We start from the raw sequence: 23,627 nt of genomic DNA, 5'->3' as shown, positions 1-23,627 counted from the left end.
GACCTCAGGACAGCAAGCAACCAAGTTTGTTGGCGATTATGCACAGGGAAAAGTTGATAAAGCAGCCGAGCTCTATGCCGAAGCCGAGGCAACCGGTGACGAGAGCAAGCGGGCCGAAGCTGATCAGTTGATGAAGGATTGGGGTAATGGTGGCACGTTGCGTGTGCTATCACATGCGGTTGTAGGCGGGCTCACCGGTGGCACGGAAGGAGCTCTCGGCGCGGCATCAGGCACCGTTGCGGCGCCGTACCTGGCAGAAGCGCTGGAGCAAGCAGGAATCAATAAAGCGGTGGCTGCCACGTTGACAGGGCTGTCAACAGCCGCGCTAGGCGCTGTGGCTGGTGGCGCTGCAGGTGGTGCCGCAGCCTTGAATGAGGTGTCCAACAATTACCTCGGCCATCAGGAGCGGATGGAATATGCCACGGCGCTGATCGCTTGTTCCAAGTCTGGCACCCAATGTGAGCGCGCCGAGCAACTGAAAGCGCTGTCGGAACAACGCAATCTTGCATTACGCGGTGCGTGTAGCGATCCAGCCAGCGGCGGATGTGCGGAGCAAAAACAGCTGGCTGCTGCAGCCATGCAAGATCAGCTCGATCACGCTGGTGAATACACCACTTGGCTTGCGGGCCACGTGCCTGAGTTGGCTGGCCTGTTTAACTCCGACAAGGACGGAACGCTGACCAAGGACTTCGTCACCCATGTGACGACTGCGGACCTCGGCCACAAACTTGCGTGCGCCATGGCGGGTGGTTGTAGTAATCAGGCACTGGCTTCGGCGGCGTGGAACGGCAGCATCCCACTGTCGGTTGCAACCGCTGATTCCGCTTTACGTGCAGCGCTAGGACTCGGAGCAGGTGCGGTCGGGGCAAGGGAGCGTGTCAGCGAAATGATCACCGGCGTTGTAGAGCTTTCCGTTGGAACCAGTCCTGCTGGCCAAGTGGGTAAGACGGTTGATCAGTTAGGCTATTTATGGGGGAACGGCTACGCGGCAACTGCCAACAAAAGCTATAGCGACACAAAGAATACGTTGAATGCAATAAAAGCCAGTGTTATCGGCTATGCAAGTGATCTCGCATTTGCTGCCTACACGAACACGCACGGCTCCTGGGATATCTATGACATAGCCAAGGCGGGTGCAATCGGTGGCAAGGTCAGTGTTGACGTATTCTCAATCGTTGCCCCAGAACTCTATGTGGGGAAGGGTGGTGTCGCTGCAAAGGCAGCCACAAACGTGGGCGACGCGTTTAAGGCTGACGACATTGTTGCCTACCTAAATTCGAGTAAGCCAGTCGATGTAGTTCCTGGTTCGCTGAATTTTATGGGGAAATCTGATCAATTTTTCTTGAATGCTTCCAAGCGGAGAGATGTTGATTCTGATGGTTTTTTTGACATTATCGCTCACGGAAATAAGAATGAGGTCGAAGTTTTTACGCCAAATGGTCCAGTAGCAGCCGACCAGAGGGTATTGGCCAAGCTTATAAAAAGCGATCCAAGCTATGGCGGTCAACCTATTCGCTTGCTCTCTTGCGAAACCGGATCTTGTGATCTAGGCTTTGCGCAAAATCTGGCTAACAAAATGGGTGTTCCGGTTAAAGCGCCTACTGATCTTGTCTGGGCTTATGGCGATGGTAAAATGGTAGTTGCTCCTCGGCGCTCCCTGGATAGAAATTCTCTGCTGTTTAATCAGCCTGATTTGTCACGGCAAGGTGAGTTCAAGATATTTAAACCAAAGGTGCAATAATGAATGGCCATATTTCTGAGAAATGTGAGGTTTGTGGGGGGCGTTTAGATATTTACATGGATGGCAGAACTCAGGGTCTTATTTGCAATAATTGTGGGTGGTCGATTGTGACTACAGTTACTCCTGAGATGAGTTCTGATAATAGCGAATACAGCATTAGGTGCAGTGGTGATTTTAGTAACTCTGAGCATGTGCGAATGGTTGCATCTATAGTTGGTGTTAATTTCATTGAGGCTAGAAAATTTCTCAAGCAGAGTTCATTTGTTATTTTTACCGGGAAGGCTAAGAAAGTTTATGATGTTATAAAGAAGTTGCAGGTAGCTGGGCTGGATTTTCAAGTTGATCCTAATTTCAAGTGGATATGACTATGCCTTTTGAAAGAAAATTAATCTATCAAGGAGATTGAATGGATTAATGGTGATTTAAGTGACGTTTGATGAAATAATGTATTTTTATTTGGGTATGCTGAGGGGCAGGGGACGCCTTGCAAGTTTCTTCCTGTCGCCTATCCGTAAATCTGATCTAGGCATTGTTAGACCAGGGCTGCATCAGCGGCACCGACAGCGTGTCGCTGGAAGCACGTAACGACCTGCTCAACCAGGGCCAGATCCAGGGCCGCGATGTTGGGCTGGCAGCGGGCAATAACCTGGTCAGCGAAGCGTCCAAGGCCATCAATGGCGTCGGCATCCTGTCAGGCATCAGTGCCAGCAATACATTGCAACTGTTTGCCGGCAACGATATGACCCTGACCGGCACCCGCGTGCAGGCGGGCGGCAGCGCGGCGCTGATCGCGGGCAACAATCTCAGCCTCACGCCCAGCGCATTGCGCGACGATAACGGCCTGCTGCGCGGCGGCGATGCCGTGTCACTCGTCACGGGTAAAGACCTGATCGTGTCCGCAGGCAACGACCTGCAGCTGCATGGCGTCACCATCAACGCCGGCGGCAGCGCCGCCTTGCAGGCAGGCAACAACCTTTCGCTGACCCCCACCACCGGTCTGGACGGCAAGGTCGCCACCCGCACCAACATCAGCACCGGCGACAGCCTGCAACTCACCGCCGGCAACGACCTGACCATCCGCCAGGCCGAGGTGAAGGCCGGCGGTGATCTGATCGCCGCAGCCGGCAACAACCTCAATGTCGAGTCCGTCCTCAACGAGACCGAAACCGATGGCTACAAGACCCGCAACGGCAAGACCCGTGTCAGCACCACCACGACCACGCAAACCATCGACCAACAGGCGCTCACTGCCGGCGGCAACCTGATCCTCAGCGCCGGCAACGACGTCAATCTGGTCGCTGCCAAGCTCGATGCAGGCAAGGGCTTGGGGATCAGCGCCGGCAACGACATCAACGCCAGCACGCTGACCACGGTGGATACCAGTGATGTCCTGGAGACGCGCAAGCGCTTCAAGCAAACCACCAGCACCCGCGATGAAACCGTCCACGGCACCGAGTTCACCGCCGGCGGCAACCTCGCCATGCAGGCGGGCAACGACATCACCCTGACCGCAGCCACGGCCGCCACCAAGGACGGCGGCATCACTCTGGCCGCCGGCAACGACGTCAACCTGCTCGCCGCCAGCGAGCAGCACGATGCCGTGCAGGACATGACCAAGAAGAAGAAGGGCACGTTCAGCAGCAAGACGACCACTACGCATGATGCGTGGCACGACAATGTGGCGGTCACTACCACGCTCAGTGGCGATACGGTGCAGATCGCGGCGGGTAACGATCTGCTGTCGCAAGGCGCACAGGTCGCCAGCACCGGCGATGTGGTGTTGGCCGCCGGCAACAACCTCACGCTGGACACGGTGCAGAACACCCGCAGCGAAGAGCATGAGAAGACCGTCAAGAAGTCTGGTCTCTACGGCGGAGGTGGCTTCAGCGTCGCCTTGGGCGTGACCAAGAAAACCGATGGTCTGGACGTCACCGAGGTCACCAACACCGGCAGCCTGGTCGGCAGCACCGACGGCGCGGTGACGATGACCGCCGGCAACAAGGTGGCCATCACCGGCAGCGATGTGCTGAGTGCTACCAGCACCACCATCGTGGGCAAAGAGGTCACCATTGCCGCAGCGGAAAACACTGTGGACACGGTGCAGACGTCCAAGCAGCAGAGTGCAGGCATTACCTTGGGGTTGACTGGTGGGGCTGTAGATGCCGCGCAGGCGATCTACGGCGCTGTCAAGCGTGGATCGGAAGTTGAAGACGACCGCTTGAAGGCGCTTTACGCCGCCAAGGCGGGCTATGCGGTCAGCGACACCGTGGGGCTGGTCAACAATGGCCTGAAGGGCTACGACGGCCAAGCGGTTGCAGGAAACACGACCAAGGCAGGTACTGCTGCAGCGGATGGCGCACAAGGAGCGGCCAATGCGGCGGGCGTGAGCTTGCGCCTTGGCATCGGCGCCAGCAGTTCGTCGAGCAAGACGACCACGCATGAGGAAACCACCGGCGGTAGCCGCATCCTCAGCAACGGCGATATCACCATCGCCGCGACCGGCGGCGACCTCAACGTCATCGGCAGCAAGATCGCTGGTGAAAACGTGGCCCTGGCCGCTGCAAACAATCTCAACCTGCTGAGCAACAAGGAAACCAATACCACCAAGTCAGAGAACAAGAACGCCGGTGGCGAGATCGGCTTCAGTGTCGGTGCAGTCACCGGCTACTACCTGTCGGTGTCAGCAGGCAAGGGCAGCGCCAAGGGTAACAGCGACCTGCGCACCGAAAGCGTGATCACGGCCAACGACAACTTGACTTTGGTCAGCGGCAACGACACCACCATCCAGGGTGCACAGGCCATTGGTAACAAGGTGCTCGCCACTGTTGGCGGTGACATGCTGATCAAGAGCGAGCAGGACACCAACGAGTACAAGAGCAAGCAACAACAGGCCAGCCTGACGCTGGCGACCGGCTCGGGCAGCGGCGGCAGCTACAGCCAGCAGAAGGTCAACAGCAGCTACACCAGCGTGACCGAACAGAGCGGCATCCAGGCTGGCAATGGCGGCTTCGACATCACGGTGGGCGGCAACACAGCCTTGGTCGGCGGTGCCATCGCGAGTGCAGCCGATGCCAGCCTCAACCGGCTGTCCACCGGCAGCCTGACGGTCGAGGATCTGCAGAACAAGGCCGAGTACAAGACCAGTGGCGTGACAGTTGCCGGCGGCACGGGCAGCAGCATGGCCAGTGTCGCCATCGGTGCCGGACTGAGCATGTTGGGCAACACCAGCGATAGTTCGAGCAGCACGACCAAGAGTGACATCGCCGCCGGTACGATCCAGATCCGCAATGGCGACGCATCTGCGCTTGCAGGATTGGATCGTAGTGCAACCGAGTTGCAGCAGTCAGGCCTGAAGGAGATCTTCGATCAGAAGAAGATCGAAGATCAGAAGGAGCTGATGGGGCTGGCTGGAGCGATCGGGTTCCGTGCAGCGGGTGATATCGCCAGCAGCATGCAACAACGTGCGCTCAGCGAATACGCGACTGCCTACAGCACGAACAATCCGCAAGGAATGGCTGACGCCCAGGCGAAGATGGACAGCTGGGCCGACGGGGGCCTAAACAAGACACTGCTTCATGGTCTCACCGGCGCCGCGGTGGCCGCGCTGGGCGGCCGCGATGTGGCGGGAGGCGCGCTTGCTGCCGCTGGTGCCGAGAAGGCGAAGCTGGCGATGGCCGGGTACCTCAGGGATCAGGGTATCGCGAGTGATAGCGAAACCTACCGAGCCCTCATGGAACTCGGAAGCGCGGCGATCGGTGGAGCGCTGGGCGGCGTTGCAGGAGCCAACACCGCGTTGGCCGGCGATCAGTTCAACCGGCAGCTGCATCCGGACGAAGTGAAGTGGATCAAGGACAATGCAGCGGTATTCGCCTACGAGCAAGGTATCTCGGAAGAGAGTGCCAAGCAGATCCTGCTCGTTGAGGCAGCTTCGTACGTAGATGCGACGATTCAGTCGGCACTGAAGGATGTGCCGATGAATGCAGCGGCCGTCGAATTCCTTAGGACGAACAACAACGAGTACGACGGTGTAAAAGCCTTCGATACAAGTGATCGAGACAACTTCCACCTCTACGGCAAAAAATTGGCAGGCACGCCGGAAAATTTCAAGGACGTCTTCGATGCGCTTGGTGCCGCAGGCCTGAAAGAGGACGAGTTGCAGTTGATGTACCAGCCGGAGCTGTTGACTTATGCAGGAAAGGGTATCGGCAGAGACAGCCGCCTGACTCTCGCTGTTCCAGCTACGGGGGCTGCGATTGGTGTCGCGGCGGTAGGCGGTGGGGCGTGCGCATTAAATCTTGTTGCCTGTGGGCGACTAGTAGTTGGTGCGCTTGACGCGATCGCAACCGAGTGGACCGGTGGACACTCTCTTGCGATTTCTGGGGGAGGGGCGCTTGGCTCTGTTGCGGCGCAGAAATTTGATGATTTAGAGCAGCTAACAAAACCAAGGAAGCATGCGTAAGCAGATGATGGAGCATGCGAGCGAGAGCAACGCTAAGTGGATATCGATGCTGCGCTCGAAGCGGATGCGCAGCTTGCCCATCCCGGCGAACCAAGCGTGCGTGCGCTCGACAACCCAGCGATGCTGGCCCAGGCGGTCGTTGCGTTCGATGCCCTTGCGTGCAATCCGCGCAATGATGCCGCGCTGCTTGAGGGCATTGCGGCAACGGTCGATGTCGTAGGCCTTGTCGGCATGCAGTTTGCTTGGCCAGCGTCGCGCGCGCCCTGGTTTTCCACCGATCGCAGGCAATGCATCAAGCAACTCCTCGAAGACAACCGAGTCGTGTCGATTGGCACCGGTGACGCACACAGCCAGCGGCACGCCGTTGCGATCGACGATCAGATGCCGTTTGCTGCCGAGCTTGCCGCGGTCGGTTGGGTTTGGCCCTGTATACGAGCCCCCCGGGGGGAGGCCACGCTGGCGGCGTCCAGACTTGCTCGGCTCATATCCAGCTTGTCGGCGCGACGTAGCTCGGCCAGCAACACCTGATGGAGACGATGCCACACCCCGCTGGCTTGCCAATCACGCAACCGCCGCCAGCAGGTCATGCCGCTGCCATAGCCAAGTTCCGAAGGCAGGTCTTCCCACGGAATGCCCGTACGTAGCACATAGACGATGCCGTTGAGGGCCTGCTGATCACTGAGACGAGGCCGTCCACCTTTGGGGGAAGGCTTGACCTGCGGAATCAGTGGTTCGATGCGCTTCCACAGCGCAATTGGGATCTCGTTGCGACGTGCCATGCAGGCAATGTTGCCACCGACTCAACAAAATTCAAGGGTTTTGTTAGCCGCTCTTATTGGCTAGCCCTGGGTTTACAGTAGATGATCTTGTACTAGCTTATAGAAGGCTTATTCCGCTTAAGGCTGATGGAAAAGCAGATGCTGCAGCAGCTGCCAGCCTTTTAAAGGATTTGATGAGGAGAGAGACTCATGATCCCTTGATTGGACGGATACTTGAGCCAGGCCGGGAGACTGTCAAAGTCACCGCTGAGGCGAGTGTGGCAGGTAAGAAAATCATAGATACGAATCAGATGGCACGTCCCGCAGCAATGGCAGACAGTTCGAAGTCCACGTTGATTGCCGATTTAATTCCTCCGGGCGCTCCTAACTCAAATATGAGCAATGCCCATGCGGAAATTGCTACTATACAACGGGCTTACGATTCGGGCTTGACGCAAGGGCAGGAAATGTCAATGGTGGTGAGGGGGAGGAAATTTGTTCTTATTGTAGTCAATCAACCAACTTAGCGGCTGCCGCCGAGAGGTCCGGGCTAAGTTCGTTGACTGTCTATGATACTACTACTGGGAAAACTTGGATTTGGAGTAGGCGGAAAATTGGTGACGGTCTGGTCGAGCTGAAGAGGGCTACTGGTGGATAATAAGTACGAATTTATACTTTCCTTCGGCGTTCCCGGCATGCGTGCTGTTTGCACTGAAGATCCCGCATGGGAAAGGATTGTTGCGGGAATTAAATCTGTCTTTGTAGATGGCGGGCGAGCATCTCTTATCATGCATGATTATAATGGAGTTGATGATTCAAATGATAAAATTAAAGCTGTTGTTATGGAGGGAGTTAAAGGAATGTATAGAATTTTGTTAAGGGTTGATTCGAGGGACCCGAAGCGTGAAATTTTGAAGTGGTGGGGGGAGGGCGAAGGTTGTAGTGGAGTTGATTTTGTAAGCTATTTGGATCAGAAGTGGGATCCGAGAGGTTGGTTGTCTGATTTGGACGTGGCAAAAAACTTGATGAAGGTTTTTTTTGATAAGGGTGGATTGGATGATCTTTCGAATTTTAAATCTCTTTGGGATGTAGATTTTTCATTTAGGACTTGATGATTAAATTCATGATTTGAGTAAGATTCTCTAACAAAACCTGGTTGAACGCAGATTCGCAAGTGGCAAAATTGGCAGCGTGGCCCGTCGTAAACAGATCCCGCCGCGCTGTGGAAGCGCATCGAACCGCTGATCCTATCAGTCAAGCCCTCGCCCAAAGGAGGGCGGCCTCGCGTCAGCGATCAGCAAGCGCTCAACGGCATCGTCTATGTCCTGCGTACCGGCATTGCATGGGAAGAACTGCCCCTGGAATTGGGCTACGGCAGCGGTATGACCTGTTGGCGCCGGTTGCGCGATTGGCAGGCCGCTGGCGTCTGGCATCGACTGCATCAGGTCCTGCTGGCCGAACTGCGGCGAGCCGACAAGCTGGACCTGAGCCGAGCCAGCCTGGACGCGGCCAGTGTGGCGTCCCCCCAGGGGGCGCGTATAGCGGTCCGAACCCGACCGATCGCGGCAAACTCGGCAGCAAGTGGCATCTGATCGTCGACCGCAATGGCGTTCCCTTGGCGTTGTGCGTGACCGGAGCCAACCGGCACGACTCGGTGGTCTTCGAGGAACTGGTCGATGCCTTGCCGCCCATCGCCGGCAAGCCAGGGCGCCCGCGACGTTGGCCAGGCAAACTGCACGCTGATAAGGCTACGACATCGACCGTTGCCGCCATCACCTCAAGGAGCGGGGCATCACGCCACGCATCGCTCGCAAGGGGATCGAGCGCAACGACCGGCTGGGGCGCCATCGTTGGGTCGTGAAACGCACGCACGCGTGGTTCGCAGGCATGGGCTAGCTGCGCATCCGATTCGAACGTCGAATTGATATCCATCTGGCGTGGCTCCGACGTCCCCTCATCCTGAGTAGCAGGCGGGTCTAGAGCGTGTTATGAACTTTGAAATAGAGACGCGGCATTTCCAAGCATGAGGATGGAGAAGACGACGAAGTGGAGTCGGGCCAGGGTTTCCGGTAGGCGTTCGTAATCACGGCCCAGGCGTCGGAACCGATTGACCCAACCGAAACTGCGCTCTACGACCCAGCGGCGAGGTAGCAATACAAAGCCTTTCTTGGCCTCCGGCAGTTTTACGACGTGCAGCTCGATGCCTTCCTCCTGCGCAGCTTCGGCCGGCCCTTCGCCGGTGTAGCCTTGATCGACGAACGCCAGTTTCACCGTCTCGCCGGTGACATACTGAACTTCCTGCGCCAGCGATCGCACCTGGGCGCGTTCCTGCTCGTTGGCTGGGGTGACCTGCACTGCCAGCAAGTGGCCGAGCGTGTCCACCGCCATGTGCACCTTGCTGCCCTTCTTGCGCTTGTAGCCGTCGTAGCCGGCACGTGGTCCGCTTTCGCATGTGGACTGCACCGTTCGGCCATCCAGGATCACAGCACTGGGCTGCCCCTGCTTGCCTTGCGCCACTCGCAAGATCGAACGCAAGTCGTTGACCATGGCCTCAAAGCAGCCGGCCTGCAACCACCGTTGGGTTTGCTGGTAGACCGCCTCCCACGGCGGAAACTCGTGGGGAATCAAGCGCCAGGGCGCTCCAGCACGCGCCATCCAGCGCAACGCGTTGAACATCAAGCGCAGGTCATACTTGCGCTGCGGTGCCTGTGGATCCATCAGCGTCAAGTAGGGTGCAGCGAAGGCCCATTCTTCATCGGAAACGTCGGTCGGATAAGGGCGTGGCGGCTTCATCCGCTTACGATAGCCGCGAGAGCCTCAAGTTCATAACACGCTCTAGAGTCCGGGGTTGATGATATCGGTGTTGGCCAGCCGGTGGGCATACGCTGAGGGCGTCATGCCGCCAATTGCTCTTTTGGGGCGCTCCTCGTTGTATTCGCGTCGCCAGCGCTCGATGTCGGTACGTGCATGCAGCAGTGTGGGGAACCAGTGCTCGTTGAGGCATTCATCGCGTAGCCGGCCGTTGAGCGATTCCACATAGGCGCTCTGGTTCGGCTTGCCGGGCTGGATGAGCCGAAGCTGCACGCCACGACCATGCGCCCAGGCCACCATGGCCTGGCCGCAAAACTCTTTGCCGTTGTCGGTGCGGATCACCTGCGGCAGGCCGCGACTGTATGTCAGTCGCTCCAGCACCCGCACCACACCGTGGCCGGAGATCGCGCGTTCCATCTCGATGGCGAGCGCTTCGTGTGTCGCATCGTCCACGATCACCAGGCACTTGATCGCCCGGCCCTCGGCGGTGCGGTCGAACACGAAGTCCATCGACCACACCTGGTTGGCCTGCTCTGGTCGCAGCAGCGGCTGACGCTCGCCGATTGGCACCTTCTTGCGTTTGCGGCGCTGCACTTGCAGCTCCTGCTCGCGGTACATCCGCTCCATGGGGGGGCTGGTCTGATTCGGCGGGAACTCGATGTTTCATCACCGATTAGGCCAGTCGATCAGGTACATAAAATTAAGTTGGATGCAGAAAGATCATGCCATCGGCATCGATGTCGATGGAGTTATAAAGGCGACATAAGTTCGCTTTATGGCATGTGCTTCGTTTCATTGAGCGAATTGCCAGTCCAATCGAACCGATGTGCTCAGGTGGTGGGCGAATACGTGTCTTCGATTCCAACCCGAGCGCAACTGAAATTCTTCGCCGACAGCTCCTTGAGATACCACGGTCCTGCGATATTCTCCGTAAGACATAACGCAATTCGTATGCACATATCATCGTCTAATCCGATGTCTTTGAAGGATGGCAATGTCAGGTCAACGCTTTGATTTTGTAGGCGCGCGCGGTACTCCATTGTCTGGCCGTATCGAACATCCGCAGGCTGCGCCGCGGGGATGGGCGATATTCGCCCATTGTTTTACGTGCGGGAAAGATAGCCTTGCGGCAACGCGTATTTCCAAGGCGCTGGTACTGAGCGGTATCGGTGTCCTTCGGTTCGATTTTGCCGGCCTCGGGGGGAGCGGCGGGGAGTTCTCTGCGTCCACCTTCGCCGCGGATGTCGGCGATCTGATCGCCGCCGGGCATGCCATGGCGGAGGCAGGCAATGCGCCGACACTGCTTATCGGCCACAGCCTGGGCGGGGCCGCTGCCTTGAGTGCTGCTGCGGACATGCCTTCGGTACGTGCGCTGGCGACCGTGGGTGCGCCTTCGCAGGTAAAACATGTGCTGCGACAGATCGATCCGGCCTCGCTGGAACGTATCGAACGCTGTGGTGAGGCAGAGCTGCTACTCGCCGGCCGCCCGTTCAAGATTGGCAAGTCCTTCATCGACGATGCGCGGCAGCAGAATCTGCAGGAGCGCATTGGCCGGATGCGCAAGCCGCTGCTGGTGATGCATGCGCCTGGCGATACGGTGGTAGATATCGGCAACGCAACCGAGATATTTCTTGCGGCCCGCCATCCCAAGAGCTTCGTGTCTCTCGATGATGCCGATCATCTGCTCACCCGGCGCGCTGACGCCGAATACGCGGCTTCCGTGATCGCTGCGTGGGCTGCACGCTATTTGCCGCCGCTGACCGCAGACAGGCAGGATATAGTCGAGGGTGCGGGCGTATTGGCCGAAGAGACCGGCGGCGGGGCGTTCCAGCTGGCAATGTCCAGCGGTAAGCATCGTTTTCTGGCCGACGAGCCAGAGTCGCTTGGCGGAATGGCCAGCGGCCTGTCGCCCTATGACCTCGTCTCGGCGGGCTTGGCCGCCTGCACGGTGATGACCATGCGGATGTACGCTCGGCAAAAGGGTTTTCCGCTGGTGCGGGCGAGTGCGCGTGTCACCCACAGCCGGCACGCCGATCAGACGCCGGCTGACCTGTTTACGAGGGCGATCACCCTGGAAGGTCCGCTGGACGACGAACAACGAAGCAAGTTGCTGGCGATCGCCGATCGATGCCCGGTGGATCTGACGCTTACCCGAGGGGCGGAGGTGTCCACCCATCTTGAGCGGAACGGCAGATCCGCGCCGCGGGTCGATCGCGGCGTCGATGCCTCGGCGAGCGTGGTAGACCATGCCGTCGATGCACAGGCCGAAGGGTAGGGCAACGCGCAGTAGCGGGCGGATGCGGTGGATATCCCGGGTTGATCAACGGGGTGCGCCAGGCCTCCGCGCAGGATGTGAGCACTCCGCCCATCCCACGATCACTTCGCGCCCAGGCAGGGTGCCGGCGCTGCGGCGGCCACAGGAGCTGGCGGGCGTGTGCTCGCCAGCCAACCGTCGAATGACTCCGGTGCTGCACCTGTCGAGAGAGGCCGGGGAGCAACGGAGTCGATCGCGCAGTCGGTACAGGTATGCGCCCCGGTACCTGGCACGCGCACCGTCCACGGATTGGGCCGACGATCGGCCTGCGCGCCGTCTGCACGAGCGTCCTGGCAACGTGGCCGCCATCGAAAGCGATCGGACGCACCATGCACCACACGATTTCCAAAAAAGCACGATGGGTTGGCCTGCTGGGCTGGTTGGCGCTGTGCTATGCCGTGGCCGGCCTGGGCGCCATGGCCTCCCTCCAGGCCGCCAGTTTCTACGCGGAGCTGGTGCGCCCAGCGTGGGCACCACCGGGGTGGCTGTTCGGGCCGGTGTGGACGGTGTTGTACGGGATGATGGCGGTGTCGGTGTGGCTGGTATGGCGACGCGGAGGATGGACTGGCGCGCGCGCGGCGCTGATTCTGTTCGTCGCCCAACTGGCGCTCAACGGGCTGTGGAGCTGGTTGTTCTTTGCGTGGCATCTGGGGGCGTGGGCGTTCGCGGACATCATGGCGCTGTGGCTGGTGCTGGCGGCCACCATCGGTGCGTTCGCGAAACGGCATGCGCTGGCGGCGTGGTTGCTGGTGCCTTACCTGGTATGGGTGAGCTTCGCGGCCGCGCTCAACTTTTCGGTCTGGCAACTCAATCCTCAGGTGCTCGGCTGATCTGGCGTAACTCAATAGATGGCTTGATCCCTCTCCAAGCGCGCAGTTCACGACGACTATCGGTCGCCCCAGCCGAAGTAACCGCTGCGGTTGGGGTTGCATGGCGCTTGCGAGCAAAACCGTCAATCGAGTCCCGCCGCAGCACGGGCCAGTGTGCGAAACCTGCGCACGACAGCAGCCGACGCTCGCCATAAAAGTTTCCATGGCAATCAATTACTTGCGAGCGTGGCGGCTAAATCCCTGAGCGGCAAGGTTTTCTATTGCCGGTGTCGTACGCGTGCGCCCGCCCATTCACGCAACGCTTGACAGGCCTCGGCCCGCTGATGTCTTTTGCAGGCATGGGTAACGCCTGCGCCACCGTTTCGCTTCTCTGCCAGCCGCTGTTGTGGGCAGGGACGGGCGTGGCCGGTATTACCACCACCATTACCACCGTCACCATTCGCCCGGTGCGGTCCGTCGTCTTCGCGTAACTTCCGAAAACAACGGCCCCGCACCCGGATCAGGATGCGGGGGCTTCCCTCTCACCTGATGCGGACGGGGCCTCCATAACGAGGTCTGTCGATGTCATCGCCTGCTGTTTCGCTCGACCCTGCCGCCGTCGCGGCGCCCTCCCTGCGCACCGTGGTGCACAAATTCGGCGGCACCTCGGTGGCCGATGCCGAACGCTATCGGCATGTGGCGCAGCTGCTGCTCGCACGCGACGAGACGGTGCAGGTCACCGTGGTCTCGGCAATGAAGGGGGTGACCGACGCGCTGATCGCGCTGGCCGAACTTGCGGCGCAGGATCGCCCCGAATGGCGCGAGCGCTGGCACGAAACCCGTGCGCGCCATCGCGGTGCGGCGGTGGCGTTGCTCGGTGAGCACTCGGGTCCGACGGTGGAATGGCTGGACGAACGTTTCGAACATCTGTCGCAGATCCTCGGTGCATTGGCGGTGATCGGCGAATTGCCGCGCGAGGTGCTCGACCGCGTGCAGGGCCTGGGCGAGGTGTATTCGGCGCAATTGCTGGGCGATCACTTCCGCGCCATCGGCGAAGACTGCGCGGTGCTGGACGCACGCGATGTGCTGGTGGTCAACCGCGGCGAGCTGGGCGTGGATGTGGACTGGGAGGTGAGCGCGCAGCGGCTGGCCAGCTGGCGCCAGGCGCATCCACAGACGCGCGTGGTGGTGACCGGTTTTGTGGCGCGCGACCGCGCCGATCGCATCACCACGCTGGGGCGCAACGGCAGCGATTATTCCGGTGCGATCTTCGCGGCGCTGTTCAATGCCGACGAGCTGCATATCTGGACCGATGTGGATGGCGTGCTGTCGGCCGACCCGCGCGTGGTGCCCGAGGCGGTGCAGCTGGAAACATTGAGCTACGACGAGGCCTGCGAGCTGGCGTACTTCGGCGCCAAGGTGGTGCACCCGCAGACGATGTCGCCGGCGATCGAGCGCGGGTTGCCGATCATCATCCGCAACACCTTCCAGCCCGAGCATCCGGGCACGCGCATCACCTCCAGCAGCGCGGTGAGCGGGCCGATCAAGGGCCTGACCCTGAGCCCGGATCTGGCCGTGCTCAATCTGGAAGGCACCGGCCTGATCGGCGTGCCGGGCACGGCCGAGCGCGTGTTCGCAGCGCTGCGCACGGCGCAGGTGTCGGTGGTGATGATCTCGCAGGGGTCGTCGGAGCATTCGATCTGTTGCGTGGTCAAGCAACATGAGTCCGAGCGTGCCCGCAATGCCTTGCTGCAGGCCTTCGCGCATGAGCTCACCGTGGGCCAGGTGCAGCGCGTGCAGTTGACCACCGGCATCAGCGTGCTGGCGGCGGTGGGCGATGGCATGGCCGGCCAGCCCGGTGTGGCGGCGCGTCTGTTTGAAGCGCTGGGGCGCGCGCAGGTCAATATCCTGGCCATTGCGCAGGGCTCGTCCGAGCGCAATATCTCGGTGGCGATCGATGCGGCGCATGCGACCAAGGCCTTGCGCGCGGCGCATGCCGGCTTCTGGTTGTCGCCGCAGACCTTCTCGGTGGGCGTGATCGGCCCGGGCAATGTAGGCGCTGCGCTGCTGGACCAGTTGCGCATTGCGCAGCCGCAATTGCTGGGCAAGGCCAATCTGGACCTGCGCCTGCGCGCGGTGGTCTCGCGCGGTCGCATGCTGCTGGATGAGCGCGGCTTGGTGGGCGACTGGCGCGATGCGTTCGCCGCCGCCGCCACGCCGACCGATCTGGAACGGTTCACCACCCATCTGCTGTCGGCGCATCTGCCGCATACGGTGATCATCGATTGCAGCGGCAGTGCCGAAGTGGCCGACCGCTATGCCGGCTGGCTGGCCGCAGGCATCCATGTTGTGACGCCGAACAAACAGGCCGGTTCCGGCCCGTTGGAGCGCTTCGAGGCGATTCGCGCCGCGGCCGACGCCAGCGGCGCGCGCTTCCGCTATGAAGCCACGGTGGGTGCAGGCCTGCCGGTGATCACCACACTGCGCGACCTGGTCGATACCGGCGATGCGGTGACCTCGATCGAAGGCATCTTCTCCGGCACGTTGGCGTGGCTGTTCAACAAATACGATGGTAGCGTGCCGTTCGCCGAGTTGGTGACGCAGGCGCGCGGCATGGGCTATACCGAGCCGGACCCGCGCGACGATCTGTCCGGCGTGGACGTTGCACGCAAGCTGGTGATCCTGGCCCGAGAAGCCGGCCGCGCCATCAGCCTGGAAGACGTGCAGGTGGAAAGCCTGGTGCCGGAAGCCTTGCGCCAGGCCAGCGTAGACGACTTCCTGGCGCGGCTGCCCGAAGTGGATGCGGTGTTCGCGCAGCGCCTGAGCGATGCGCGTGCACGCGGCAACGTGTTGCGCTACGTGGCGCAGCTGCCGCCGGACCGCGCGCCCAGCGTGGGCCTGGTGGAACTTCCGGCCGATCACGCCTTCGCCAATCTGCGCCTCACCGACAACGTGGTGCAGTTCACCACGCGCCGCTATTGCGAAAACCCGCTGGTGGTGCAGGGCCCGGGTGCCGGGCCCGAAGTGACTGCCGCCGGCGTGTTCGCCGATCTGTTGCGGGTAGCGGCGGGCGAGGGGGCGCGGTTGTGAGTCAATCCGCTGTCAGCCAGCCACCGTTGTTCCAAACCGGCGAGGCGGGGCGCTTGGGTTCCTCGGGAGTGCTGCAGCAAACGCGCGCCTTCGCGCCGGCCTCGGTGGCCAACGTGGCCGTGGGCTTCGATCTGCTCGGCTATCCGGTCGAAGGCGTCGGCGACACCGTCACCGTACGTCGCATCGACGAACCGCTGGTACGCATCGCCGCCATCCGCGGCACCACCGTTGCGCTGCCGCTGGATGCCGAGCGCAATACCGCGGGTGCGGCATTGATGTCGTTGCGCGCGGCAGGGCAATTGCCTTACGGCTTCGAGGTGGAGATCGACAAGGGCATCGCGCTGAGCTCGGGCATGGGCGGCTCTGCTGCCTCGTGCGTGGCTGCGCTGGTGGCCGCCAATGCGCTGCTGGAAACCCCGCTCAGCACCGCCCAGCTCTACCAGCACGCGCTCGATGGCGAAGCGGTGGCCAGCGGCAGCCGGCACGGCGACAATCTGGGGCCGCTGTTCCTGGGCGGCCTGGTGCTATGCACGCTGGAGCGGCTGGTGCCGATCGCGGTGCCGGCCGCGTGGCACAGCCTGCTGGTGCACCCGGAGGCGGTGCTGGAAACCCGGCGCGCGCGCGAGGCATTGGCAGGCACGTATCAACTACGCGAGTTCGTTGCACAGAGCACCAACCTTGCGCTGGTGCTGGCCGGTTGCCACGCCGGCGATGCCGAGTTGGTGCGTGCGGGCCTGCGCGATGTGCTGGTCGAACCACGGCGTGCGCCGCTGATCGGTGGCTTTGCCGATGCCAGGCAGGCCGCGCTCGATCATGGCGCCCTGGGCGCAAGCATTTCCGGTGCCGGCCCCAGCGTGTTCGCATGGTTTGAAACGCGCGATGCGGCGCAGGCAGCGGCGCCGGCGGTGCAGGCCGGGTTTGCCGCCGCAGGATTCGACAGCCAGTGTTGGGTGTCGCCCATCGCAAGCCCGGCAGCGCGGTTGATCGGATGACGCGGCATCCACATCCAGCGCGTGCGCCGCGTGCCGCAAACCGACGGCACACCGCGTACGCTTTACTCCACCACCACCTCGCTGATCTGCATGACCGGCGTCAGATCGGTGTAATTGGCCACGTCGGCAAGAATCTCCTGCGCATGCGGTCCGAAACCCGCATTGAAGGCCTCCACCGAGTCGCAAAAGATGTGGCACATCCCGATGAAAGGCGGGCTGCTGCCAGCCTCGCTGCCGCTGAGGCCCCTGTCCACGGTGTAGCGCAGGCAGGCCGCACCCATGCGGGCGCTGACCAGCGGCATGTGCCGGTCGCGGTAATAGCCGTGGTCGAAACGGGCGCCTTCGCGGTAGGGATACATCACGCTGACCTTGATCATCTGCCGGCTCCACGGAACGGTGCGCGCAGCATAGCGCTGCCACGTTCGGCGCGAGTGACCGCAGCGACACGTGTGTCTAAGGCCATCGCGCCTCGCACCCAAATACCGATTGCCTTGCCGGGCCATGCCCGGTCCTCTTCTTGTCTGGAGCGTTGCTGATGTTCATTTCCACCCGTGGCGGCGCGCCCGCCGCAAGCCTGAGCCAGGCCATCGCCGCCGGACTGGCGCCCGATGGCGGGTTGTACGTGCCGCAGACGCTGCCACCGGCGCGCACCCTGGCCGCTGGCGCCGACCTGGCCGCCACCGCCACCTTGTTATTGCAGCCGTTTTTTGCCGGCGATGCGTTGGCCGCCGAGTTGCCGGCCATCTGCGCGGAAGCCTTCGATTTTCCGGCACCGCTGGTGCCGCTGGCCACGCCGGGCGACTACGCGCTGGAGCTGTTTCATGGCCCCACCGCTGCGTTCAAGGATTTCGGGGCGCGTTTTCTCGCGGCCTGCCTGACCCGCCTGCGCCGGGCCGAAGACCGTCCGCTCACCATCCTGGTCGCCACCTCCGGCGACACCGGTGCGGCGGTGGCGGCGGCCTTCCATCGCCAGCCTGGGCTGCGTGTGGTGGTGCTGTATCCGGATGGGCGCGTCTCGCCACGGCAGGCGCATCAGTTGGGCTGCTTCGGCGACAACATCCAGGCCCTGCGCGTGGCCGGTTCGTTCGACGACTGCCAGGCGATGGTCAAGCAGGCCCTGAACGATGCGTCGTTGCAGGCGCAGGTGCCGCTGAGTTCGGCCAACAGCATCAGCCTGGGCCGGCTGCTGCCGCAGATGAGCTATTACGCGCACGCAGCCCTGCAGCATCACGCCGCATCCGGCAGCGCGCTGAACCTGGTGGTGCCCACCGGCAATCTGGGCAACGGGCTGGCGGCGATCCTGGCGCGTGCGCTGGGCGTGCCGCTGGGCAGCATCGCGCTGGCCTCCAACGCCAACCACGTGCTGCCGGACTATTTTGCCGGCGACGACTACGCACCGCAGCCCAGCGTGGCGACACTCGCCAATGCGATGGACGTCGGTGCGCCGAGCAACTTCGAACGTCTGCGTTGGTTGTACCAGGGCGACGATGCGGCGCTGCGCGAGGCCTTCCGCGCCTTGTCGGTGGACGATGCGGCGATCAGCCACACCATCGGGCAGCGCCATGCGCGCTATGGCGAGGTGCATTGCCCGCACACTGCCACCGCGGTGCATGTGCTGGAACAGCTGCGCGCAGAAGGGCCGGAAGGCGTGACCGGCGACTGGGCGGTAGCCGCCACCGCGCACCCGGCCAAGTTCGAAGGGGTGGTGGAGCCGCTGATCGGCGCGCCGGTGGGCGTTCCGCCCGCATTGGCGGCGCTGCTGCAGCGCCCTGCGCACGCCGAGGCCCTGGCGCCGGAGTACGCCGCGCTGCGGCAGCGACTGCTTGCCGACGCCGCCTGACCGAACGCGTTCAGCCGCCCGGGGTTGGAAAGTGACGCGCATGCGGCTATTTCTAGACCGGTGCGGCCCCGGCGTGGCGCCGCGTTCGATGCGGGTTGCTGCATGTCTTATCGAGTGATCGCCGTTGCCGCCGCCCTGTGCGGGTGGGCAACGGCCGGAGCGGCCCTGGCGGCCGATGCCATGACCGCGTCCCCGGTGTCGCCGCTGGGCGCGCCGCGTGCGGGATTGATCGACGCGCTGGCGCGCCAGGCCCCGGCGCTGGATCGCAAGGTGCTGGCGCTGGCGACCGAGGCCTTGCAATGCGCGCGGCAGCGGCGGCAGGTGCACGACGAGCGCGTGCTCAGCGTGATCGACTACAGCCGGCCGTCCACCGAGCGGCGGCTATGGGTGTTCGATCTGGCGCAGCAGCGGTTGCTGTTCAAGGAATGGGTGGCGCATGGGCGCAATACCGGCGAAAACCTGGCCGCGACGTTTTCCAACACCGATGGCAGTTTCCAGTCCAGCCTGGGCGCCTTCACCGCGCAGGAGTCCTACACCGGGCAGAACGGCTATTCGCTGCGGCTCGAGGGCCTGGAGCCGGGCTTCAACGACCATGCGCGCGACCGCGCCATCGTCATCCATGGTGCGCCCTATGTGAGCGAGGCCATCATCCGCAGCCAGGGCCGGCTGGGGCGCAGCCTGGGCTGCCCGGCGGTGCGCCCGGCCGTGGCCAGGCAACTGATCGACACCTTGCGCGACGGTGCGTTCGTGTTCGCCTACTACCCGGATCGCACATGGCTGCGGCAATCGCAGCTATTGCATGGCGGCTGCGGCGCGGCGGTGGCGTCGGCCGGGGGGCGCTGAGGCGGTTGGCGCCGTCCGTGGATGCCGGTGTCGTGGCCTCTGCGATCGTGTGCGCGACGCATCGGCAGCCTCTCATCGCGACCAGCAGATGGGTCGACTGGCGGCGGCCACGGTCCAGACCGCGCGCTCGGATGCCCGGTTCGGTGCAACGGCCGGATCGTCGCGCACGGTTGTCGCCCGTCGCCTTTGCTGCGCCAGCGGCTTCGGGTGCGGGACCGCGAGGGGTGACCGAATCGGCGGTCAGGCGGTCTCGCCGGCAAGGCTGCGCAACGCGGCGTAGTCGAGGATCTGTACCAGATGCAGCTGCGGCAGCGCGATCAGCTGCTGCTGCCTGAGCTTGGTGAAGGTGCGGCTCACTGTTTCCACGGTCAGGCCGAGATGGTCGGCGATGTCGCTGCGGCTCATCGGCAGCGCCACGGTGTCGCCAGCGGTGCCGGGTTGGGTGGAGCGCGCGGCCAGCCGCAGCAGGAAATGCGCCAGCCGCTCGCCCGGCTGCAATCGTGCCAGCAGCAGGCCGGTGTCCTGGGCGGCGGCCAGCTCCATGCTGGCACGCTGCAGCAGCTTGCGTTCCAGGTGCGGGTAGCGCTCGCGCAACTGGCGCATCTGCGCCATCGGCGTGCGGCACACGCGGGTTTGGACGATGGCTTCGATATCGTGCCGGTGCTGCGGGGTCTCGGTCAGTCCCACGTAGTCGCCAGGCAGCACGAAACCGGTGATCTGGCGGCGGCCGTCGGCCAGCGTACGCACCAGACGCAAGGCGCCGGAGGTGACGGTATAGACGTGGTGGCGCGGCTCGCCGGCCCGCACCAGGGTGCTGCCGGGCGCATGCACCGAGGCGCTGGTGGCCTGGTCGAGCGCGTCCATTTCCAGCGGCGACAGCGCGGCGCAGATCGCCCGCCCGCGGACCGCGCACAGTGCGCAATCGGAATTGCGCGCGTCGGTGCCGGCTGTCGCGCTGGGCGCAGGGCAGGTCACGCTGGGGTCTGAAAGCTGCCGGTACATGGGTTACGCACTGCCAGGAACGCGCGTGCATGATACGCCATGCGGTCAGCACGGCCGCCCAGCCGGTAGAATTGCCGGCTCGCCCCGTCGTCCTGCAGGAGTTTCGCTCGTGATCAAGCCCCGTACGCCGCCCGGCATCATGGAATTGCTGCCACGCGAGCAGATCGCGTTCCAGCGCATGCTGGACGTCATCCGCCGCAACTACGAGCGGTTCGGGTTCCTGCCGGTCGAAACCCCGGTGTTCGAGCTGTCCGATGTGCTGCTGACCAAATCCGGCGGCGAGACCGAGCGCCAGGTGTATTTCGTGCAGTCCACCGGTGCGCTGGCCAATGCCGCTGCGGCGGCCGACGAGGGCGCTGGCCTGCCAGAGCTGGCGCTGCGCTTCGACCTGACCGTGCCGCTGGCGCGTTACGTGGCCGAGCACGAGCATGAGTTGAGCTTCCCGTTCCGCCGCTACCAGATGCAGCGCGTGTATCGCGGCGAGCGTGCGCAGCGCGGGCGCTTCCGCGAGTTCTACCAGTGCGACATCGACGTGATCGGCAAGGACGCGCTGAGCATCCGCTACGACGCCGAAGTGCTGGCGGTGATCCACGCGGTGTTCGCCGAGCTGGGTATCGGCGACTTCAAGGTACAGCTGAACAACCGCAAGCTGCTGCGTGGGTTCTTCCATGCGCAGGGTGTGGTCGATGCCGAGCAACAGGCCCTGGTGCTGCGCGAGGTCGACAAGCTCGACAAGCGCAGCGCCGAGGACGTGCGTGCCACCTTGGTGGGGCCGGACTTCGGCCTGGCCGAGGACGCCGTGCAGCGCATCCTGGATTTCGCCAAAATCCGTTCGGTTTCTCACGCCGATGCGTTGGAAAAGATCGATTGGGTGGTCAACGAGGTGCAGTCGCGCAGCGGTGGCAATGACGATTTGCATGCTGGCGCGGACGACTTGCGCAAAGTGCTGGAGCTGGTCAAGGCGCTGGGCGTGCCGGAAACGGCGTACTGCCTGAATTTCTCGATCGCGCGCGGGCTGGACTACTACACCGGCACCGTCTACGAAACCACGCTCACCGACCACCCGCAGATCGGCTCGATCTGCTCGGGTGGCCGTTACGAGAGCCTGGCCAGCCACTACACCAAATCGAAATTGCCGGGTGTGGGCATTTCGATCGGCCTGACGCGGCTGTTCTGGCAGCTGCGCGAGGCCGGCCTGATCCAGGGCATCGCCGAAAGCAGCGTGCAGGCGATGGTGGCGCTGATGGACGAAACGCGCCTGGACGATGCGCTGGATATCGCGCGCCGCCTGCGTATCGGTGGCATCAACACCGAAGTGCAGATGGAGCCGAAGAAGATCGGCAAGCAGTTCCAGTACGCCGCGCGTGCCGGCATCCGCTTCGTGGTGCTGGCCGGCGACGACGAGTTGGCGCGTGGCGTGGTGGCGGTAAAGGACCTGGTGCGCGAACAGCAGTTCGAGGTGGCCCGCGACGAGCTGGCGAGCACGCTGCAGGTGGAACTGGAGCAGGCCAAGGTGATGCCGTAAGGCAGCGTGGCCGTTGCTGGTTTTTCGATTGCCGGGTCGCGGCTGTTGTCTACCGTGCGGGATCGGTGGCTTGCTTGGCTGTGCAAGAGCAGTGACGCATCGCAGCTGGGCGTTAACGTGAGCGTCTTCTGCTACGGGCCTTGTTGTTCTTTGTGACGACGCCGAAGCGAGCGTGCCTGGACCAATGCTGGGTTGTGTTGGTTCTGCGATTGGCGGTGCATGTCCCCGGCATTGAAGTGATGGGCCGGTCTGCACGGGCCGCGCCCCCATCCGCCCTTCGGGCACCTTCCCCCGCGGGCGGGGGAAGGGCGGTGGCGTGTCGGGTCCGAGAGCCCTTTGGGGGCGCCGTGCTTCGCGACCTTCTCCCGCTGGCGGGAGAAGGTGGCGCGCAGCGCCGGATGAGGGACTTTGGAGCCGCATGCAGCTCAGCGGGGAGATGAGGCGCAGCGCTTCACAAGACATCTCCTCGTGCTGGACGTGCCAGTAGCGGGTGAGCAATCCGTTTTGGAACGGTGGGTCGTGCTGCAAAGGTCTCGCCCGCATCCGCCCTTCGGGCACCTTCCCCCGCGGGCGGGGGAAGGTCGGTAGCGTGTCGGGTCTGATAGCCCTTGGGGGCGCCGTGCTTTGCTTCCTTCTCCCGCTGGCGGGAGAAGGTGGCGCGCAGCGCCGGATGAGGGGCTTTGGAGCCGCCTGCAGCTCAGCGGGGAGGTGAGGCGCAGCGTTTCACAAGACATCTCCTCGTGCTGGATGTGCCAGTAGCGGGCGAGTAATCCGTTTTGGAACGGTGGGTCGTGTCGCACAAGGTCTGGCCCCCATCCGCCCTTCGGGCACCTTCCCCCGCAGGCGGGGGAAGGGCAGCAGTATTTCGGCTGCGAGACGCCTTGAGGCACCGTGCTTTGCTTCCTTCCCCCGCGGGCGGGGGAAGGGCAGCAGTATTTCGGCTGCGAGAAGCCTTGAGGCGCCATGCTTTGCTTTCTTCTCCCGCTGGCGGGAGAAGGTGGCGCGCAGCGCCGGATGAGGGCTGCCCCAGCAAGCGATTCCAATACCACGCGCAATGGTGACAATCGCGGCGCCTTGCGTTAATGTACTAACACGCTATTACATTAACGCAATGAAACAACGTCCCGCGCCCCGCGAATCCACCGATGTTGCCGCTTCGCTGCAGATGCTGTCCGAGGCCCTGGCCTGCCTGCGCTCGCCCGGCGCGGTCGAAGCATTCCTGCGCGACCTGTGCACGCCCGCCGAGCTGGAGGCCATGGCCGACCGCTGGCGGGTGGTGCCCTTGCTGATCAAGGGCGTGCCGTATCGCGAGATCCACGAGCTGACCCAAGTCAGCGTCACCACCATCGGGCGCGTTGCGCGCACCCTGGACCATGGCGCCGGCGGCTACGCCGAGGCCCTGCGCGGGCAGTCGTCGCGCCCCGTCGAATCCCACTGAGAGAA

At 62.8% G+C, this 23,627-nt stretch carries 15 protein-coding genes and 4 pseudogenes; 14 read left to right on the top strand and 5 right to left on the bottom strand.

The genetic code is table 11. The annotated features are described in order from the left end of the window. Positions 1 to 130 precede the first annotated feature (130 nt). The 3 genes and pseudogenes from ACCQ05_RS12300 to ACCQ05_RS12290 form a co-directional block, all read left to right on the top strand. A complete protein-coding gene (locus ACCQ05_RS12300; protein ID WP_506191552.1) occupies positions 131 to 1,741 on the top strand; it encodes a DUF8616 domain-containing protein in 1,611 nt (536 codons plus the stop codon). After that, positions 1,741 to 2,106: a hypothetical protein gene (locus ACCQ05_RS12295; protein ID WP_372390524.1), complete on the top strand. Its 366-nt coding sequence runs from the start codon at positions 1,741 to 1,743 to the stop codon at positions 2,104 to 2,106. Before ACCQ05_RS12300 ends, ACCQ05_RS12295 begins: the two co-directional genes overlap by 1 nt. Positions 2,107 to 2,270: 164 nt before the next feature. Next, positions 2,271 to 6,200 (top strand): annotated as a pseudogene (locus ACCQ05_RS12290) (hemagglutinin repeat-containing protein); the annotation flags it as partial. Here the strand turns inward: ACCQ05_RS12290 and ACCQ05_RS12285 are convergent. Next, positions 6,174 to 6,979 (bottom strand): IS5 family transposase gene (locus ACCQ05_RS12285; protein WP_372390521.1). Its coding sequence is split into 2 segments (ribosomal slippage): positions 6,174 to 6,649 and positions 6,649 to 6,979, totalling 807 coding nucleotides; the frame shifts between segments, so codons are not numbered across the junction. The pseudogene ACCQ05_RS12290 and the gene ACCQ05_RS12285 overlap by 27 nt on opposite strands. A 173-nt stretch (positions 6,980 to 7,152) precedes the next feature. Here ACCQ05_RS12285 and ACCQ05_RS12280 point away from each other — a divergent pair. The 3 genes and pseudogenes from ACCQ05_RS12280 (at position 7,153) to ACCQ05_RS12270 (ending at position 8,938) form a co-directional block, all read left to right on the top strand. Next, a pseudogene (locus tag ACCQ05_RS12280) lies at positions 7,153 to 7,616 on the top strand (cytidine deaminase-like fold-containing protein). Continuing rightward, a complete protein-coding gene (locus ACCQ05_RS12275; RefSeq protein WP_372390516.1) occupies positions 7,609 to 8,070 on the top strand; it encodes a hypothetical protein in 462 nt (153 codons plus the stop codon). The pseudogene ACCQ05_RS12280 and the gene ACCQ05_RS12275 overlap by 8 nt, the downstream one beginning before the upstream one ends. Before the next feature lie 108 nt (positions 8,071 to 8,178). Continuing rightward, positions 8,179 to 8,938 (top strand): annotated as a pseudogene (locus tag ACCQ05_RS12270) (IS5 family transposase). A gap of 6 nt (positions 8,939 to 8,944) precedes the next feature. Here ACCQ05_RS12270 and ACCQ05_RS12265 read toward each other — a convergent pair. Together ACCQ05_RS12265 and ACCQ05_RS12260 are read right to left on the bottom strand one after the other, a co-directional pair. Then, the gene (locus tag ACCQ05_RS12265) at positions 8,945 to 9,751 is read right to left on the bottom strand and encodes an IS5 family transposase (protein ID WP_372390513.1); all 807 of its coding nucleotides are present in this window, start codon (positions 9,749 to 9,751) and stop codon (positions 8,945 to 8,947) included. 42 nt (positions 9,752 to 9,793) lie between these two features. Further along, positions 9,794 to 10,396, bottom strand: a pseudogene (locus tag ACCQ05_RS12260) (IS3 family transposase); the annotation flags it as partial. A gap of 367 nt (positions 10,397 to 10,763) precedes the next feature. Here ACCQ05_RS12260 and ACCQ05_RS12255 point away from each other — a divergent pair. The 4 genes from ACCQ05_RS12255 (at position 10,764) to ACCQ05_RS12240 (ending at position 16,974) form a co-directional block, all read left to right on the top strand. Further along, positions 10,764 to 12,044 carry a bifunctional alpha/beta hydrolase/OsmC family protein gene (locus ACCQ05_RS12255; RefSeq protein ID WP_228963254.1) on the top strand — a complete coding sequence of 427 codons (1,281 nt, stop codon included), beginning with the start codon at positions 10,764 to 10,766 and terminating at the stop codon, positions 12,042 to 12,044. Between the two features lie 368 nt (positions 12,045 to 12,412). Next, a complete protein-coding gene (locus ACCQ05_RS12250; protein WP_372390511.1) occupies positions 12,413 to 12,913 on the top strand; it encodes a TspO/MBR family protein in 501 nt (166 codons plus the stop codon). Positions 12,914 to 13,474: 561 nt separating this feature from the next. Next, positions 13,475 to 15,982 (top strand): bifunctional aspartate kinase/homoserine dehydrogenase I, encoded by a 2,508-nt coding sequence (gene thrA / locus ACCQ05_RS12245; RefSeq protein ID WP_372390509.1) that lies wholly within the window; start codon positions 13,475 to 13,477, stop codon positions 15,980 to 15,982. Between the two features lie 26 nt (positions 15,983 to 16,008). After that, the gene (locus ACCQ05_RS12240; RefSeq protein WP_372394067.1) at positions 16,009 to 16,974 is read left to right on the top strand and encodes a homoserine kinase; all 966 of its coding nucleotides are present in this window, start codon (positions 16,009 to 16,011) and stop codon (positions 16,972 to 16,974) included. 62 nt (positions 16,975 to 17,036) lie between these two features. Here the strand turns inward: ACCQ05_RS12240 and ACCQ05_RS12235 are convergent, their stop codons facing one another. Further along, positions 17,037 to 17,351 (bottom strand): EthD family reductase, encoded by a 315-nt coding sequence (locus tag ACCQ05_RS12235; RefSeq protein WP_372390507.1) that lies wholly within the window; start codon positions 17,349 to 17,351, stop codon positions 17,037 to 17,039. Positions 17,352 to 17,509: 158 nt separating this feature from the next. Here ACCQ05_RS12235 and thrC point away from each other — a divergent pair, with 158 nt between their 5' ends. Together thrC and ACCQ05_RS12225 are read left to right on the top strand one after the other, a co-directional pair. Next, complete coding sequence (thrC, locus tag ACCQ05_RS12230) at positions 17,510 to 18,814, top strand: threonine synthase (RefSeq protein WP_372390505.1); 1,305 nt, start codon at positions 17,510 to 17,512, stop codon at positions 18,812 to 18,814. Between the two features lie 102 nt (positions 18,815 to 18,916). Then, positions 18,917 to 19,657 carry a murein L,D-transpeptidase catalytic domain family protein gene (locus ACCQ05_RS12225; protein ID WP_372390502.1) on the top strand — a complete coding sequence of 247 codons (741 nt, stop codon included), beginning with the start codon at positions 18,917 to 18,919 and terminating at the stop codon, positions 19,655 to 19,657. Between the two features lie 240 nt (positions 19,658 to 19,897). On the opposite strand, the gene ACCQ05_RS12220 is transcribed toward ACCQ05_RS12225, so the two are convergent. Further along, on the bottom strand, positions 19,898 to 20,521 hold the full coding sequence (locus tag ACCQ05_RS12220; RefSeq protein WP_372394065.1) for a helix-turn-helix domain-containing protein: 624 nt from the start codon (positions 20,519 to 20,521) through the stop codon (positions 19,898 to 19,900). A gap of 247 nt (positions 20,522 to 20,768) precedes the next feature. Between ACCQ05_RS12220 and hisS the strand changes: the two genes are divergently transcribed. Both hisS and ACCQ05_RS12210 read left to right on the top strand, forming a co-directional pair. After that, a complete protein-coding gene (gene hisS / locus ACCQ05_RS12215) occupies positions 20,769 to 22,184 on the top strand; it encodes a histidine--tRNA ligase (RefSeq protein ID WP_104540937.1) in 1,416 nt (471 codons plus the stop codon). Between the two features lie 1,111 nt (positions 22,185 to 23,295). Beyond that, entirely contained in the window at positions 23,296 to 23,622 is a 327-nt protein-coding gene (locus ACCQ05_RS12210) for a YerC/YecD family TrpR-related protein (RefSeq protein ID WP_372390499.1), read from the top strand. Positions 23,623 to 23,627: the final 5 nt, after the last annotated feature.

Source organism: Xanthomonas sp. NCPPB 3582, from assembly GCF_041475735.2.
Lineage (GTDB): Bacteria > Pseudomonadota > Gammaproteobacteria > Xanthomonadales > Xanthomonadaceae > Xanthomonas > Xanthomonas codiaei.
This window is presented reverse-complemented; position numbering and strand designations above follow the sequence as displayed.